15 protein-coding genes are annotated in these 16647 nt (G+C 33.4%); 7 read left to right on the top strand and 8 right to left on the bottom strand.

Annotation, left to right across the window (positions count from 1 at the left end):
* Window positions 1–166: 166 nt before the first annotated feature.
* A complete protein-coding gene (locus RPL90_RS12320; RefSeq protein ID WP_313550154.1) occupies window positions 167–1084 on the bottom strand; it encodes an AEC family transporter in 918 nt (305 codons plus the stop codon).
* A gap of 473 nt (window positions 1085–1557) precedes the next feature.
* Between RPL90_RS12320 and RPL90_RS12315 the strand changes: the two genes are divergently transcribed.
* The 3 genes from RPL90_RS12315 (at window position 1558) to RPL90_RS12305 (ending at window position 5129) form a co-directional block, all read left to right on the top strand.
* Complete coding sequence (locus RPL90_RS12315) at window positions 1558–2322, top strand: CHAP domain-containing protein (RefSeq protein ID WP_313550150.1); 765 nt, start codon at window positions 1558–1560, stop codon at window positions 2320–2322.
* A gap of 253 nt (window positions 2323–2575) precedes the next feature.
* Window positions 2576–3412, top strand: a complete 837-nt coding sequence (locus tag RPL90_RS12310; RefSeq protein WP_313550147.1) for an LPXTG cell wall anchor domain-containing protein — start codon at window positions 2576–2578, stop codon at window positions 3410–3412.
* Between the two features lie 307 nt (window positions 3413–3719).
* Window positions 3720–5129: a hypothetical protein gene (locus RPL90_RS12305; protein WP_313550144.1), complete on the top strand. Its 1410-nt coding sequence runs from the start codon at window positions 3720–3722 to the stop codon at window positions 5127–5129.
* 82 nt (window positions 5130–5211) lie between these two features.
* Here RPL90_RS12305 and RPL90_RS12300 read toward each other — a convergent pair whose 3' ends face one another.
* Entirely contained in the window at window positions 5212–6183 is a 972-nt protein-coding gene (locus RPL90_RS12300) for an SMP-30/gluconolactonase/LRE family protein (RefSeq protein WP_313550143.1), read from the bottom strand.
* 245 nt (window positions 6184–6428) lie between these two features.
* Here RPL90_RS12300 and RPL90_RS12295 point away from each other — a divergent pair, with 245 nt between their 5' ends.
* From RPL90_RS12295 to RPL90_RS12280, 4 genes are read left to right on the top strand one after another with little or no spacing between them, the layout of a single operon-like run.
* Complete coding sequence (locus tag RPL90_RS12295) at window positions 6429–7811, top strand: YfcC family protein (RefSeq protein ID WP_313550141.1); 1383 nt, start codon at window positions 6429–6431, stop codon at window positions 7809–7811.
* A gap of 27 nt (window positions 7812–7838) precedes the next feature.
* Window positions 7839–8723 carry a succinylglutamate desuccinylase/aspartoacylase family protein gene (locus RPL90_RS12290; RefSeq protein WP_313550139.1) on the top strand — a complete coding sequence of 295 codons (885 nt, stop codon included), beginning with the start codon at window positions 7839–7841 and terminating at the stop codon, window positions 8721–8723.
* 17 nt (window positions 8724–8740) lie between these two features.
* Entirely contained in the window at window positions 8741–9562 is an 822-nt protein-coding gene (locus RPL90_RS12285) for a MurR/RpiR family transcriptional regulator (protein WP_313550135.1), read from the top strand.
* Window positions 9563–9574: 12 nt separating this feature from the next.
* The gene (locus RPL90_RS12280; protein ID WP_313550133.1) at window positions 9575–10702 is read left to right on the top strand and encodes a M20 family metallopeptidase; all 1128 of its coding nucleotides are present in this window, start codon (window positions 9575–9577) and stop codon (window positions 10700–10702) included.
* 114 nt (window positions 10703–10816) lie between these two features.
* On the opposite strand, the gene RPL90_RS12275 is transcribed toward RPL90_RS12280, so the two are convergent.
* The 6 genes from RPL90_RS12275 to RPL90_RS12250 form a co-directional block, all read right to left on the bottom strand.
* Window positions 10817–11356: a hypothetical protein gene (locus RPL90_RS12275; RefSeq protein WP_313550130.1), complete on the bottom strand. Its 540-nt coding sequence runs from the start codon at window positions 11354–11356 to the stop codon at window positions 10817–10819.
* Between the two features lie 13 nt (window positions 11357–11369).
* On the bottom strand, window positions 11370–11951 hold the full coding sequence (locus RPL90_RS12270; RefSeq protein ID WP_313550127.1) for a TetR/AcrR family transcriptional regulator: 582 nt from the start codon (window positions 11949–11951) through the stop codon (window positions 11370–11372).
* Window positions 11952–12257: 306 nt separating this feature from the next.
* Window positions 12258–12926: an ABC transporter ATP-binding protein gene (locus RPL90_RS12265; protein WP_313550124.1), complete on the bottom strand. Its 669-nt coding sequence runs from the start codon at window positions 12924–12926 to the stop codon at window positions 12258–12260.
* Between the two features lie 10 nt (window positions 12927–12936).
* Window positions 12937–13860 carry an ABC transporter permease gene (locus RPL90_RS12260; protein WP_313550121.1) on the bottom strand — a complete coding sequence of 308 codons (924 nt, stop codon included), beginning with the start codon at window positions 13858–13860 and terminating at the stop codon, window positions 12937–12939.
* Window positions 13857–15023: an ABC transporter permease gene (locus RPL90_RS12255; RefSeq protein WP_313550118.1), complete on the bottom strand. Its 1167-nt coding sequence runs from the start codon at window positions 15021–15023 to the stop codon at window positions 13857–13859. The genes RPL90_RS12260 and RPL90_RS12255 overlap by 4 nt, the downstream gene beginning before the upstream one ends.
* Window positions 15024–15047: 24 nt before the next feature.
* The gene (locus RPL90_RS12250; protein WP_313550115.1) at window positions 15048–16580 is read right to left on the bottom strand and encodes a DUF6583 family protein; all 1533 of its coding nucleotides are present in this window, start codon (window positions 16578–16580) and stop codon (window positions 15048–15050) included.
* Window positions 16581–16647 lie beyond the last annotated feature (67 nt).

The raw sequence follows: 16647 nt of genomic DNA, 5'->3' as shown, positions 1-16647 counted from the left end.
GTTATAAAGCTAAACTTATTTTTTATATTGATAGTTAGTGATTTTATGACTGAATTGAAAATGCGTTTATATCAGCTACTTTCAACTCTAGTCATCCTTGCCGGGGTGGGACTATAAAATCTTCTGAAATAAGATTTTTGTCCTGCTCCCTTTTTGAATGTGCTATTTAAAACATGATTCTTGAAAGATAGATGACAGTAGTCACCGTAATAACACTTAGTAAAGTAGAATAAAGTACTACTTGTGCATGTAATTCTGGTTCAACATCATATTCCATTGCAATTGTAGAAGTGTTTCTAGATGTAGGGAACGAACTTGCAACGAATAGTGATTGCGCAACGACGCCATCAATTTTCAAGATATAGATGATAGCTAGCGAAAGTAACGGACCAATGATTAAACGGCCAATTAATGACCACTTAATAACGCGATGTAAGAAACGTAGACGTATTTTAGCTAGTTGTGCGCCTAATAAGAGTAGTGCAACTGCGACAAAAGCATCTGATAATTCATTTAAAGGAATATGTACAAATTCAGGTAATGGAATATGGAATACTTGAAAGATGATGCCTAAGATAAGTGCATGAAAAATAGGTAATCTTAAGAGTGAAGTAATAATCCCACGTAACGTTGTTGTTGCAGAAAGTAAATTATAGAGCCCATAAGAATAAGTTAAAAGATTTTGGAAAATAAGAATGAATATTTGTATAGAAACGCCAATTGGATTGTGTGCGAATACGAGTTGACTGACAGGCATTCCATAATTTCCTGAGTTCATTAAAGAAATGCTGTTTTTTAAAGCTGCGCCTTGTGGTTTATCTAACTTTAATAATTTGGAGAGACCATTTCCTAGTAACATTAAAATGACTGTGTAAATTATTAAATAGGAAATAATGTGCATCATAACAGTAGTATTTACTTTAATATCGATAATATTGATGAAAACTGCTGCAGGCATTAAACAATAAGTAATTAATGTAGAAAGTTGTTTTAAATCAAAAGTAAATTTAATTTGAATTAAAGCTCCCACAATAATCAATATTAAAATTGGTAAAATAACTTCTAATAAAATATAAACAAACATAGTATCCCTCTTATCTATATAAATACTTCTAAAGAAATGCCGTCCCGTGCGATGTAGTAATTACTTTAACCTTAGCATACAAAATTAATAAGTTTAAGTAATGGTTTATAATATTTTGCAATAATTAAAAGTTATATATTGTTAATTTGTACTGTGTGTAACAAACATCAAATTACATTACTTATTACATGGTGTAATACTTTGAAAACATAATGAAAGCTTGAAAACCATAGTGACAACTTTGTAATTAAATTACAGAAAAGGCAGAAAAATTACAACGCACAGTAAATTATTATGCGTCAATTACAATGTCATAACATCGCCCACAAAGTTAAATTTATCTGTTAGTGTGTGTCTTGTCGTTAAAAAACGATGAAAAAATACAATTATAAAGTAAACATGTAATTTATGAGCCACGAGATTCTCATTTAACTAATAAAAATTTTTACTATATCTATGGAGGATGTTTAATTATGAAAAAGATCGCTACAGCTACAATAGCAACAGCAGGTATCGCAACTATAGGAATGGCACATCATCATGCTGACGCAGCAGAAAATAACGGACAAGGTGCATATAACCCTAACGACCCATCATCTTATAGCTATTCATATAATATAGACCAACAAGGTAGCTATCATTACAAATGGCAAGGTAATTGGAGTCCAAACCAAGCACAACAAGGACAACAAAATCAACAACCTCAACAAGGACAAGTTGGACAACAAAACAACCAAAGTCAACAAAACGCTAACAACAATTATGGTACAAACAACCAAATGCAATCTTACACAGCTAATAACGCTGGAGGAAAAGGTGCATCTTATAGCACGTCAGATAAAAACGTAAAAGTACAAACACAAAGTGCACCTCAATCAAATGATAATTCAACAGCATTTTCTGGTAAAACATCAGGCGGTGGCAATGCATATGATGCAGGTCAATGTACTTATTACGTTTACGATAAAGTAGGCGGAAAAATCGGTTCTGATTGGGGCAACGCTAGTAACTGGGCAAACAAAGCTGCTCAATCAGGTTACACAGTAGATAACTCACCTAAATCAGGTTCAATCCTACAAACTTCACAAGGTGCTTATGGCCATGTTGCATATGTAGATAGCGTAAGCAGCGATGGTTCAGTAAAAGTATCAGAAATGAACTATGGTAAAGGACCTGGCGTTGTAACTTCACGTACAATTTCAGCAAGCGAAGCAGGTTCATACAACTATATTAAATAAGCAATAATGTAAATCCCGTAAATTCTTGAGTGAATTTACGGGAATTTTTTGTGAGTTTAGGAGTAACAAGGGCGAAGGGCTAATATAAAAGTGAAAAGGTATAAAATACGATGAAAATAGTAAAAAATAGAAAGGATAAATGACTATAATAATATGTGTATAGCTATATAAATTCTAAATATCACGGAACAACTTTATAAATAATCTTATTGACATAAAGGCATCAAGTGACAGAACAACAGGAGGAAAATTTATGTTAAAGAAATCTATATTAACTTCATTAAGTGTTTCAGCTTTATTATTAACTACTGTACAGACGAATGCAGAAGCACATAGTCAAGGTGATGGAGCAGAAGCGCCAGATCATGTTTTAGCAGACCATCATCACAGTCATAATCATGGAGTAAGTGATAGTCAGCAAAAAGCAAAAGCAGAAAAGCCAGCAGATAGTGCAAGTACACCAGCACGAAAAAAATGGCCAGATGCACCCAAAGTAAGTGAAGCGCCATCAACTGAAAAGCCAGCAGATAGTGCAAGTACATCAGCACCAAAAAAATGGCCACATGCATCTAAAGTAAAAGTAAGTGAAGCGTCATCAACTGGAAAGCCAGCAGATAGTGCAAGTACACCGTCACCAAAAAAATGGCCAGATGCACCCAAAGTAAAAGGAAGTGAAGCGCCATCAACTGAAAAAGCAGCAGATTCTGCAAGTAAAGCTGTAGCACCTAAAGCAGTGGAATCAAAAACATCAACTAATGTAAAAGCGAAAGAAACAGCAAATGCAAAAACCGTAACAGGTGTTAAAAAGGATATTAAAACTGTAAGTAAGACAACTAATAAAAAAGCTGCTTCAAACGCTACTGTGAAAACAGCAAACACTAAAGTAGCTGTAGCCAATAAAGCGACAGCTAAAACTGATAAAGCTAAAAAAGCAACTCAAAAAGTTAAAGCAACTCAAAAGAAAGCTAAACAATTACCTAAAACAGGTGGTGCACAATCTAACGTATTCGTTACTGTAGGTTCATTATTTATTGCTGGAGTAACATTATTATCAACACGTTTATTCAGAAGTAGAAAATCAAATATGTAATAGATTTTATAGCTAGCAAGGTTATCTTGTTAGCTTTTTATGTCATAACGATGTGTTTTTTACTAAATCTTGTTTGTTTTTTAGGTCATTGTTAGACTCGGTCACTTTTGGCTCAGTAATGGTTATAATATTCCTTTAGTAGAAATAATTTTTAGGAGAGACATTACAATGAACAAACGACTACATATACTAACAATCACAAGCATTATAGAGGAACATTAATATGACACCAATGAAGTCCGGAATTATGAAATACTATTGCTTTTGTTTCTTGTTTTACTTTGTTTTGGTCATGTGGGTACCTCTCGTGTATAGCGATTGGCAATGGCATAGTGTCTATGGTGTTAAATTGTTACACACTCATTTTGTAGATATTAACGGTCGTTATTTGAGTAATTTATTGGAATTTTATGCTGTTAGAAGTGAAATCATACGTTGGCTAACCTATAGTTTGTTTAGTTTAGGTATCATTCTTGCCATTGTACAGTTTATAAAAGTTAAGCAACAAACACTTTATTTTATGCTCGTTTTTGGCTTAATGTTGATCATTCCTCCATCTCTTTTCAGTCATACGTATGGTTGGTTTGAAGGATTTTATAATTATGTACCTGCGACGGCATGTATGATATATAGTTTATGGTATGTCATTTCAATGTTTGATGACGTTGCTATATTAACGACAAGACATCACATTATTTATTATGTTGTAAGTTTATGTGGTCAATTATTTTTGGAACTAGCTACGCTATTTAATGTTATATTGATAACTACTGCTGTCATTACTTATGGCTATAAATATAATCGGCTAAATCCTAAGTTAACTTTAGGCGGCGTTTTAACTTTTATAGGTATATTTATACTTTATGCGAGTACGGCATACGACAAATTGCATAGTGTGATTAAAATACCTCAAAATGGGAACGAATTGACAACGTTAGCCCTACGCAGTTATCAAAGTCTAACGTTATCGATTACCAATAGTGTATTTTTCAGTAACATTATTATTTTAACGCTTATTACTATTGTATTAATTGTGTTGTTAATACCAAGTGCCGATTTTCAAAGTGCGTTATTATGGGAAAAAGTGCTTATTTGTAGTGGGCTTGTCATTTTTCAATGCTATGCTATTATCATTTATCAAAATTTCAACTTTGACGCGTATCAACATTTTATAATTTTAAATATCATTAATTTTTGTATGGCGCTTATCTTTCTAGTATCTGTAGTAGTTGCTATTAATTATCTAGATATCGATAAACAACTCAAACAAACGTTACATATTTTATGTGGTTCACTCGTGTTTTTGATGGCTACTTATAGTTTTTATAATGAAATTGAACATGGATATTTTTATATAACCTATAGCATATGGGTTGTTATATTCTTAATATTATTAGCCCAACTTGAAATACAGAAAAAGTGGTTTGGTATTGCTGTAAATAGTGTAGTGACAACAATATGTTGTACGTATATTTGTGTCATGTTTTATGTGGATTATACAAATGATATCCGTATTGGTCAGCTAAAATATGATTATCATCAGGATCCTTTAGCAACTACATATAAAGTTGAAAAATTACCGTTTGAACAATTTTTACAACAACCAACCCCAAAGAATAAAAAATATGAAAAGTTATTTAAACAATATTGGAATATTCCCCAGGACATAAAAATTAAATTTGTCCCTTATCATAGTGTGAAAAGGGACGATATGTAGCATAACAAATTTTGTGAAGGCAATATAAAATAGAGGCCGTGACAGTTAAATGTCGCATCCTCTATTTTTGTATGCATTAAATTTAATGAAATTGGTAACTGTTATGTCCTTTAGCAAAACCGCGCACAGTGAATAACCAAGAATCACCACCTGCTTCAATATCATTAGCACATATAATAAGTTGATCTGTGCCAGGAATAAATGCTGGGTGTGTCGATCTAAGCATATGACCTTCGTCTCTGTTAGGCATCAAAATTTGGCCGATTGGGTAACCACGTTTGTTGAATACCAATACTCTGCCTTGACCATACATAGCAACGTAAAGATTATCGTCACTGTCGATGCAACAAGAATCTGGACCTTCATGACCCGTAAAATAGTAAGGAATAGAAGCGCCAAATGGTGCGATAGATACACCATCTTCGAGTAATTCAATAAGATGTAAACGATTGGTGTTTGTTTCAGTGACCCATAACACTGATTCGTCCGTACTTAACGCGACACCATTCGCTACTGATATATTTTGTATCACAGGTGTCACTGTCTGATGATCTGGTGAAACGTAATAGACACCACCTTGTGGATTCGTAGAGTACCCTCTAAAGTCTGTAAAGTAAAAGCCACCTTTACTATCAAAAACAAGGTCGTCTACGCAATATTCGGTCGTAGTATCACTAATAATATCTTCGAAATTGTTACCAGTATCATCCACTGCATAGATGCCACCGCTACTTTCAAAATCACCTAAATAACACACGTAGAGTTTGCCGTCTTTATGAATTTTAACTGCAGCAGGATTTGTTTTTGTGGATTGAAAAACCGTAGAAACTTGCTTTTCTGGTAAATCTACGCGAAAAACTTTGCCACCAAAAACTTCACATAGAAATAAATTATGAGCGCTATCGAAACACAATCCTTCTAATTGTAAGCCTTCATCTGAAATTTTAACCCATGGTTCAGCTGTAATTGTTTGTAATTCACTTTCGTTAATAATTGGTACTGCTGATTTAGAAGCGCCTGTATAAGTTAACGTAGGTAAATTTTGTTCTGACATTGTATCCATCCCCTTAAAAATTTGTAAAATAACGCGCTATGTAATTTGATATTGTGCATTCAAGCCGAGTATAAAGCAAATTCCAGCAAAATGCTAATGTCAAAAATATTTGAAACAACATAATTACGCTTTGAACATGAAGTGTAATATGTTAAGGTGTAGTAAATACTTCGAAAATAACAATTGTGAAGTATAAAAATCATTTAATTTTGTAAGCGCTTACTCACTTTAAAAGGGGTGTCAGTATGAAAAAGAAGTTTAATATGCCGAATACGTTTGTAATATTATTCGTTATTCTGATAATAGTTTGGCTGTTGAGTTTTATAATTCCATCTGGTGAATTTAAAACGACTGGTAGTAACCATACAGTTGTGCCTGGTAGCTTTAATTATATTAATGGTGGATTTTTAAATGTTATAGATTTGTTTATGTCGATTCCGAAAGGACTAATTGATACTTCTGATTTAGTGTTTTTAGTATTAATTATGGGTGGGGCAGTAGCAGTTATTGAAAAGCAAGGTACTTTTAATTCAGCGGTTCAAAAACTCGTAGATAAAACCGGTGGTAATATATATTTATTAATTATTGTCATTGGTATTACTTTTGGATTAATACACGCATTTGGTGTTAGTGCCAATGCAGTTATTGCTTTTATTCCGTTAGGTGTTATTTTGGCTCGCAAGATGAATCTAGATGCGATAGCTGGAGTGGCAATTGTATATTTGAGTTACTTTGTTGGTGCAGTTGCACCGATTTTCGATCCGATAGCTTTAGGTGTTGCACAAACGATAGCTAAGTTACCTATATTCTCTGGAACGATGTTACGTGTCTATATGTTTATTGTCTATATGATTGTGACGTTATTGTATGTGATGCATTACGTTAGAAAGATATCTAAAGATCCAAGCAAGAGTATTATGGGTAAACAACGATTTCAAAAAGATATTGTCGATGAAGGAGTAGAAGCTCGTTCGAACTTCACAATGACGCATAAAATAATCATCATATTATTCTTTGCGACTATATTAGTCTTTGTTTATGGTTCTTTACAATTAGGATGGGGCGTAAATCAATTATCAGCACTATTTTTAATTGATGGTATTTTAACGGCAATTGTTGCGCGTCAAACGCCGAATGAATTTATAGAAACATTTATGACAGGTGCGAAAAATATTTTATTTGGTGCTTTAATTATAGGCGTGGCTAGATCTATTACTGTACTAATGCAAGACGCGAAAATTTTGGATACGTTAGTGAATGGCCTCTTTATCCCATTAAGTCATTTACCGCCGATGTTAGGTGCAGTAGCAATGTTTATATTCAACGTTTTATTCAATTTAATTGTACCTTCTGGAAGTGGTCAAGCAGCGGTAGTTATGCCTTTAATGACACCGTTAGCAGACGTATTACACATTACAAGACAAACTGCCGTTATCGCCTTCAAATTAGGTGATGGTATTACTAATATGATTACACCAGTGTCTGGTACTTTAATGGCTATATTAGCAGTAGGTGGTGTACCGTTTGCGAAATGGGTAAGATTTGCTTTCCCACTAGTAGTGATTTGGTCAGTTATCGCAATTATCTTTGTCATCATAGCAGTATTGATTCATTACGGACCAGCATAATATTAATTAATAAGAAGGTGCAAAATAATGAAAACAGTAACATATCAAGATCCTAGTTTATCTACTTATGATATATATGAATATGGTGATGGCGAAGGAACTGAAGTCGTTATCACGTCAGGCATTCATGGCGTAGAACAAACGGCAATTTATGTAGCACGTCAGTTTGTTAAATATTTTGAAGATCATGGAGCGAACGGTAAGGTTAAAATTATTCCAGTGTGTAATCAAGCAGCCTATTTTAATCGTACGCGAACGTCGCCATATGACCAATTAGATTTAAACCGTATCTTTCCAGGTGATGTGAATGGCTCGCAATCTATGCAATTAGCGCACAGTATTTGGCAAGATACAAGAGACGCTGACTATATTATCGACTTACATTGCTGCGGTCAACATGGTTCAACATATGTGATGTCACTCTATAGCCAATTTGAACATCAGTCTGATTTAGCAAAATTATTAGGTTTTCCAGATGTGGTACACTCTGGTGGAGCGAGAGGGCAATTATTTTTAGAAGCATGTGAAGCGGGCCAACAAGCACTCTTAGTTGAGTTAAAAGGCGGACAGCCTGACGGTATGATTGATTTTGATGCCGCAGAAAAATGCTTTAAACAATTGCTTAATTTTTTCAAGTATACAGGCAATATAGCAACTACTAATTCTGATAAAATTGTAGAAACACATCCTGTGCGTTTTCACGAACGTATGACGACCCTAAAAGCTGAGTACCATGGATTATTTGTACCTTATGTTAATTCGGGCGTTCATTATGAACAAGGTACGATTCTTGGTAAACTTAATAATGAAAATATAACAGCACCATTTGATTGCTATATCGCAGCAATCAATTACCCAAGATATTGTTTTTCTGGTGAAAGAATGGTGCGTATAGCACGAATTAAAGACTGACGTTTGGAGGATCTTAAATGGCAAAAGATATCATTAAGGCAATTGAAGAACAATATGACGCATTGTCAGCCGGCAAGAAAAAAGTTGCAACATATATTTTGAATTATACAAAGACATGTAGTTATATGACATTAGCCGAATTACAAAAAGCCACACAAGTAAGCGAAGCTACAATAATTCGTTTTGCATATACTGTAGGTTTTGCTGGATATACGGAAATGCAAAATGCGATAAGAACGTATGTGTTTGATACGGAATCAAAGACTGAGTTTAATTCGTCATCAATACTTGCGCCTATGAATCAAGATATTACGTTAATCCAAGGCGTGGCAACATCATTGGATGAACAAGCTGTAAATCATGCTATGCATTTAATCCATGATGCACAACACGTGTATATCATAGGAAATAATACGTCATATGGTGCGGCGCATTGGTTTGGCTATGTGTTAAGTACGTATAAATCCAATGTCACTGTCGTAACGAAACAACATATGAATAAATATTTGTTAGACATGGAACCTAATGATGCTGTCGTTGCCATTTCTTTTCCTAGATATCATAAAGATACGACGGCATTTATAAAAAATGCTGTAAAGCAACAAGCCCGTATTATTAGTATTACAGATAATCAAGTTTCACCAATATATAAAATGGCTGACACGGTATTTTTTGCGAAAACAAATAGAGACGTTAGTGGTTATAACGAAATAGCGCCGATAATTAGTTTGCTCAACGTTATCATCACACAATTTAGAGAAAATTATAATGACGAAGTAAAAGCACGTATTCAACAATTAGAACAATTAAATGATGAAAACCAAGATTTAGTGGAATAGGAGTGGAATAATTTGTCACGAATAAAGGACTATATTTCTGAACATGAAGCAGATATTATTGCGGATATAAAAGCCCTCGTGCAAAAACAGTCCCCAACGGCGCATAAAGAGGCTGTTGATGAAGCAGGGTTATGGATTCAAGATAAAATCAAAAGTTATTTGGATATTGAACCAGAAATCATTAAACAACAGGATACTGGTAACCACATTCGTTTTCGGATAGGTGAAGGCGATGAACAAATGTTAGTAAGTGGGCATTTTGATACAGTATGGGGCTTTGGCGATTTAGAACTGATTGAAGATGGCGATACGATTTATGGGCCTGGTGTTATTGATATGAAAACCGGTGTCGTTCAAGTGCTATGGGCGTTACGTGCATTAAAAGAACAAAATATCACTACGAATAAAAAAATTGTCGTCTTATTTAACGGTGACCATGAAGGTATAGCATCGCCAACTTCTAGACCTTATATCGAAGAAGAAGCGCGTAACAGTACTTATGGCTTAGTTGCTGAAGCGGCGACAGGAGAAAAGGGTGCGCTGAAAACCTTCCGAAAAGGTATTTATCGTTATACGATAAATTTTAAAGGCGTTAGTTCACATGCGGGTAATGATCATCAAGCAGGTGAAAGTGCAATTTTAGAAGCAGCTCATTTTATTCAACGCTTAGAAAGTTTAACGAATTATGATACAGGTACTACAGTTAACGTTGGGACAATGATGGGTGGTACTGGGATAAATGTTAGACCAGATAGCGCTCAAATTAAAGTCGACGTCCGCGTAAATAATAACTATGAAGGTGAAAAAATAGATAAGCGTATTCAAAGTCTAGAAGCACAAAATTCAAAAGTAGCAGTATCGATTGATGGCGGACAAGTTAGACCCGTTATGGAAAAAACAGATGCTACTGAGAAGTTATTTGAACAGGCACAAGCATTTGCTCAAGATTTAGATTTCGAAATAGCACAAGTTGCAGTTGGTGGCGGTAGTGATGGGAGCTTTATAGCCGCTCAAGGCACACCTACGTTAGATGGTTTAGGTGGTGTAGGCGGAGGCCCGCATGCCCGCAATGAACATATTAATAAGACGTATGTAGTTGATAGAACATCATTATTAGCCACACTATTTGAACAATTGTAATAAATAGCTAAGTTTCTTCATAAATTAATATACATTAACTTAATAAATAAGAAAAAACCTAGAAAATAGAGTTTCTTAGGTTTTTTCTTATTTATATGCAAATATTTTTAACAATTATTTAGCTTTTTTTGGTGGCCACACAAAATAAGAAACACAAATTATTAAGTCAATGATGATAACAATTGTCCAAATATGAATAGTGGAATTCAAAGCTTCAGTACGATTTTTATCATTGATTAAATATATAATTAAATGTAAAATCCCTGTTCCTATAATGTATGAAAGTAAATGTTTTAACCAATTTTTAGCGTAGTGTTTAGAATAATTTAAGCCGGTAAGTTTTGGAGGTTTGGCACCTTGTTTCATTATATAATATTTAAACCTATCATCTGCCCAACTTATCATACTTTTTCCAAAAACTAGAGAAACGGAAATATAAACTGCAGCTATAGCGTGAGGTGACTCTGCTGTTGCGCCTTTCATGAGATCTAAAGATGTCGCTAATAGCAATATTAAATCTATAACAGGTGTAAGTGCTAAGAAGAAGAAACCTAGTTTTTTTCGGTTTAAAATATATCTAGTTACCACCCCCATTAATATTACAATCCAAAAGGCTACTTCACAAAAAATGATAAGCCATACTATAAAGTTCATTTGCTATTCTCCTTTAGTGTGTTAGTCTAGTTATTTCTTCATCCAAAATTGCTTGTATATCTTCGTTTGAAGTTTCATTTGGATTAAGTAATTTATGTAGTGCTAAACCATCGATTAAGGCATGTAACTTCATAGAATCAAGGCGTAAAGTCGAATTATTTTTTAACAAATTATCATTATTTAATAAAGTTAAAATGCTCGTACATAATTCATCTAGTCCGTCGTCAAGGGTACTTTTACCATACTCATGCATGTCGTATCGAAAAGCCATCCAAACTTCCATATCAGCTAATCTTTCTTGATCTAAAGGTAATACTGCTAGCAAACTTGTTTTTGCTTTATCAATTGTATTCATAGAATCAGATGTAAATATTGTTTCTATTCTCCTTCTTATTTTTGATACCACTGAAGACATAACTGCGTTTAATAACTCTGAATGATTCGGAAAATAATATCTGATTTGTCCGGGTGTCATTTGAGCTAATTTAGCTATTTGTCTTACTGTAGAACCTTTAACTCCATTTTCTACAATCGAATTGAAAGCATATTGAATTATCTGTTCTTTCTTTTTCTCATGATTAATTATTTTTGGCATATTTACACCATAACATATTTTAATACACATGTATTAAAAAAGGTGATAATGTTATTTTCATCGGTATGCTATTATTTGAGCAATAATCATCTAGAAAATAGTGAAGATATTATCAAATTCCTGTTATTAAAAACGGCCTGAGACATTATATTGTCTTCAGGCTCGACTTTTATATGGGCAGTAGAGGACTGAATTGAAAATGCGCTTATATCAAGCTACTTTCAACGCTAGCCATCTTTGGCGGGGAGGAATATATAATCTTCATATAAAAATAAAATTTTGCTCTGCTTCCTATTTTAATGTGCTTTATTTGTTGTCATACACTTCGAATGACCAATTTTTCTCTGTTAAAACTTCGCGATAAAAAGGGTCGCTACCAATAACTTTAATATTGTCAGCTAGGGCTTCTACCTCATCTAAATGATGCGTGGTTAAGATGATAAGGCGTTGTGATTTCATAGCGTTGAGTAAATGATGAATATCATAACGTGATTTTAAATCAATACCTACAGTCGGTTCATCTAAAATAAGTACTTTAGGATTGCTCAATAAACCAATTAGGACATTTACTTTACGCTTAGTACCACCTGATAAGTTGGCGACTTTCGTATTTCTTTCAGTTAAATGAAGTTGTTGCGCATAAGTATCAATGGCTTGGTCAGAGATTGGGTTTTTGGATAATGCTTTAAAACAATTAATGTTTTCGTTCACAGTCATATGTTCGAACAAAGCAATATCTTGTGGTATATAACCGATTAAATCACGGACAGCTTGCTTATTTAAATGTGCACCAAAATATTGAATCGCGCCACTGTTCGGTTTTTCTAACGTGGCGATGAGTTGGAGTAAAGTTGATTTACCTGCACCATTTTCACCGAGTAATACTGTTAACTGTTTATCGTTAAAAGTCATATTCAGATTGCTGAAAATATGCAAATTGCGAAAACTTTTATTAATATTTGTAAGTTCAATCATAGCGTCACTCCTAAAATTGTAAAAAGATATAGATGATAGCAATCATTACGCCGTATATAAGTGCCATAAAAAGTCGATGACTTAGCGTATTAACTTTGAATAGTAACCAGGCGATACCGCATTCAAAAATAATAATAATTAACAATGAACGTAAATAAAATATAATGCTGAGTTGTTGCTGCATCATTAAAGCGATAATGCCTAAAAAGCACAATAAAATCAATGCATGGGTACAAATGTATGTTAAGTACAATTTAACCTTACCGTAATGAAAAAGCGCTAAGCGATTTAATGCCGCATTTTGTTTCAATCGCTGATGTAGAATAATTTGGATTGTACTCACACATAGTAATAAAGCAAAAATAATACTTACCGATATAGAATGATTAGAAGTATGTGTTAACGCTTGATAACCTATTTTTGATGAAGGCGTCTTGTCAGCTACACGTTGTTTGATTGTCTTCATGGTGTAAGATTTGTGAGCTAACTGACTATGTGTTTTAACGATATATGGAATTTGTTGTTCATAAATAGACTTGCTAATTATTTCCAGGGCAATACTGCCAATAAAATCATCGCGCGTGTATAAATTTATTGAATGTTGTAAATGATTATGTCTGAGTTTTGTCGCGTAATCTTTTGGTATTGTCATACTGACAACGGCTTCTTTTTTGGATACACGCTCGTCAATATAGCTATCGTCTGGCGGTATTTTTTCAAGTTGAATAATATCATGATGACGTAATGTATTAATGAGTTCTGTTGATTGCTGACTATTGCTCATATCTTGTACTGCGACGGGTATATGCAGAGTTTTATTTAAGTTTTGTTGAATGCCCCAAATAATGAATGACACACACAGTAAGATACCGATTAATGCTAAATAATGTTTCCATTGTTTTATAATTACGAGATATACATATGATTTCATCATCGGCGATACCTCCAAACAAGGGTTATAGCTAACAAAATGATAGAAATAATTAGGCTACTAAAAAATACAGGTGAAGTATCTAAAATAAAGTTGTTTAACGTAATTTCTAACATTTGATTTGTCACTAAACTAAATGGCTGTGCAATAAATAAACCACCAAATAAATGTTTGAAATATATCGTTGGGACAATCATCCCTGAACATAATACGATAAATAGCGTTAAAATCATTTTGAAAAGGTAATTCAGCCAACCGGAGCTTATTAATTCTATCATTGTGATCCATAAGGTAATCATGATGACGTAATAAGCTAAGTGGATAACTACTGTTGGCCAGTTATAACTTTCAAAAGTATTAGGTAAACTGTGCAAAATCCACATGTAGCCAATGACAGTCCATATTGCGGTATAGCAAAGACTAAATAAGCTGCGTATTAAAGTTAATTTTTCAAATGAAAAGTGAAACATGCTTAGTCTACTTTTGAGTGCCGTTGCTTGATTCATTTTTAAAATAGAAAATAGTGACAAAAATACGATGAATATCGAAATTAAATAGCCTGTAATAACATAATAACTACCGGTATCATAGAGCTTTAACGGGTGATAATCAAAAGCGCCTGTACGATTTAAGCCTGTAAATAATAAATCTGTTAGTAAGATGAACGCTTGGTGCTTAGTCGCATGTGGTGTAAGACTAGTATAAGCCAGACCGCCGCCCATTGCTTGCATTAATCTACTATAGACAGAGTCGGTTAACTGATGAATCGCAATGCTTTTTGTAGATTGTGTATCATATGTATAGACAGTGATTGGTAGTTTACCACTATGGTAAAAAGCTTTTGTCATACCGTGCTCGAAGACATAATAGCCTTCAATTTTTTGCTGATGTAATAGTTGATGCGCTTGGTGTTTGTTATATTGATTTAACCGAATATCTTTACTTAAGTTTTTCCCGTTACCCATAGAGTTCAATATCAATTTTGTTTCTTTGGAATGGTCTTCATCAACAATGCCAATATTAAATTTGGCATTGTGTTGCTTAACGTGTTGAATAATAAGTAATGTCGATAATAGGGCGATAATAACGACTGCAATATAGAGCAATAAATACCATTTTTTTAATAAAAAAGAGTGATAAATGCGAAACAATTGTAATGTTTTCATTTAATCACTCCTTTAGTCAGTTAATTATTTTTTAACGTCTTTTTGTAATTTTTTTAGTAAGTCGCCGGTATTTTTAGAAATTGCTTTTTGTGCTTTTTTGTAATCAGCATCAGACATCGTGTTTAAGTCTTTAGCCTCTGAAGTACTGAATTTAATTGGTTTTTTAAGTTTAACATTACCATCTAATGTAAATGTAACTGGTTCGTCTTCGACATCAGTAGTAATATCGAGTTTTTGTTTTTGTGTATTATTTTTTGGATCACTATTTAATACATTATTGTATTTTACAGAAGCAGCGTCGTATTTTGATTTTTTCTTGATGCTACCTTTGTCAGTACGGTTGTCACCATTATGTTTTTCTTTATTAGCAATAACGATGCCATCTGATTTGTAACTATTTTTTGAACCTAACGTATATTTATCTGTGTAGTTATCGCCATGTTTCTTAGAGCTACCTTTAATACTTAATGTATCTTGGCGTTGTTTTAATTGGTAGTCTACAAATAGTTTTTTATCGCTAATACGGCTTGTACCTGTAATTTTAACATCTGAACCATATTGTCCCTTAAGTAATAAGTTACGTTTTAAAATTTGATTGTCTTTTTCCCAAATTGTAGAAGTAATTTTTGGATATTCGTCTGAGTCGGCTTTTTTAGCATCTTTTAATGCTTTGTTAATAGATTTCTTATATGATTTATTGTTGAATTTATCTTTAGCAATTTTCTTAATATCGCTATCTTTTTTCGCTTCTTTCAAGACAGCTACAGTTAATTTTTTCGTTTCGCTACGGCTCAATTTCATCGTAACTTTTTTAGCATCTTCTTTTTTACCGTCTACAGTGACTTTGGCATTATCTTTTTTGAAATTGTCTTTATCTAATTTATCAACGACAAATTTACTGTAATGATCCCCAATATCTTTCAAGTCATCATTAGAAAGTTGCGCACTAGACAGTATCGTATTTAAATTTAAGCTATCATTTGTGACGCTGTTTTGACTACTTGAAGTGCTTGAATATTTTGATGAACTCGAGTAACTAGATGATGAAGCTGAATCGCCTGTAATTTTTTTATACACATCTACAAGTTCACTACTTTTTGCCTTATAACTATCATCAAAAATAGGTGCTTCATAATATTGATTTTTGCTATTTGCAGCCCATTGAAATTTTCCAATTTCGTTATCAGCAATAGTTGGATTTAAAGCTAACACTGACTTGTTTTTATCAGGGTCATGTCCCACTTTTAAATTGACCTTTGATGAATCGACGGTTGATTTTGGAATGTCAGAAGATTTCAATAATTTATCTGGTACGTCGGCACTGAAATTCATATTTACTAAGTATGAACTATCTTTCAACTTGTCTTGAAATTCAAATTCATTCTTAAAACGATCTTTCCCATAATCTTGAAGTTTCTTAGCTGTTTCTTGTTCACTTAATAAATAGGTATTCTTAGGTGTATTTTTCACTAAATAGTATGTTATTGCGCCCCCAATTCCTACAATAAGTAGCAATGCAATAACCGCAGCAATGATAATTTTCACTAATTTAGACATTGTCGTCTACCTCCCCGTTTAGTTGCTTGTACACATAATAGCACAATTAATATAAAAAGTGATATAA

It is taken from the genome of Staphylococcus kloosii, assembly GCF_032139365.1.
GTDB classification, from domain to species: Bacteria; Bacillota; Bacilli; order Staphylococcales; family Staphylococcaceae; genus Staphylococcus; species Staphylococcus kloosii_A.
This window is presented reverse-complemented; position numbering and strand designations above follow the sequence as displayed.

Bases quoted from the DNA above. Each gene is read 5' to 3' on its own strand.
- RPL90_RS12310 (WP_313550147.1), top strand. From the start codon at position 2,576: ATGTTAAAGAAATCTATATTAACTTCATTAAGTGTTTCAGCTTTATTA.
- RPL90_RS12255 (WP_313550118.1), bottom strand. From the start codon at position 15,023: ATGAAAACATTACAATTGTTTCGCATTTATCACTCTTTTTTATTAAAA.
- RPL90_RS12250 (WP_313550115.1), bottom strand. From the start codon at position 16,580: ATGTCTAAATTAGTGAAAATTATCATTGCTGCGGTTATTGCATTGCTA.
- RPL90_RS12285 (WP_313550135.1), top strand. From the start codon at position 8,741: ATGGCAAAAGATATCATTAAGGCAATTGAAGAACAATATGACGCATTG.
- RPL90_RS12315 (WP_313550150.1), top strand. From the start codon at position 1,558: ATGAAAAAGATCGCTACAGCTACAATAGCAACAGCAGGTATCGCAACT.
- RPL90_RS12300 (WP_313550143.1), bottom strand. From the start codon at position 6,183: ATGTCAGAACAAAATTTACCTACGTTAACTTATACAGGCGCTTCTAAA.
- RPL90_RS12270 (WP_313550127.1), bottom strand. From the start codon at position 11,951: ATGCCAAAAATAATTAATCATGAGAAAAAGAAAGAACAGATAATTCAA.
- RPL90_RS12295 (WP_313550141.1), top strand. From the start codon at position 6,429: ATGAAAAAGAAGTTTAATATGCCGAATACGTTTGTAATATTATTCGTT.
- RPL90_RS12320 (WP_313550154.1), bottom strand. From the start codon at position 1,084: ATGTTTGTTTATATTTTATTAGAAGTTATTTTACCAATTTTAATATTG.
- RPL90_RS12275 (WP_313550130.1), bottom strand. From the start codon at position 11,356: ATGAACTTTATAGTATGGCTTATCATTTTTTGTGAAGTAGCCTTTTGG.
- RPL90_RS12290 (WP_313550139.1), top strand. From the start codon at position 7,839: ATGAAAACAGTAACATATCAAGATCCTAGTTTATCTACTTATGATATA.
- RPL90_RS12265 (WP_313550124.1), bottom strand. From the start codon at position 12,926: ATGATTGAACTTACAAATATTAATAAAAGTTTTCGCAATTTGCATATT.
- RPL90_RS12260 (WP_313550121.1), bottom strand. From the start codon at position 13,860: ATGATGAAATCATATGTATATCTCGTAATTATAAAACAATGGAAACAT.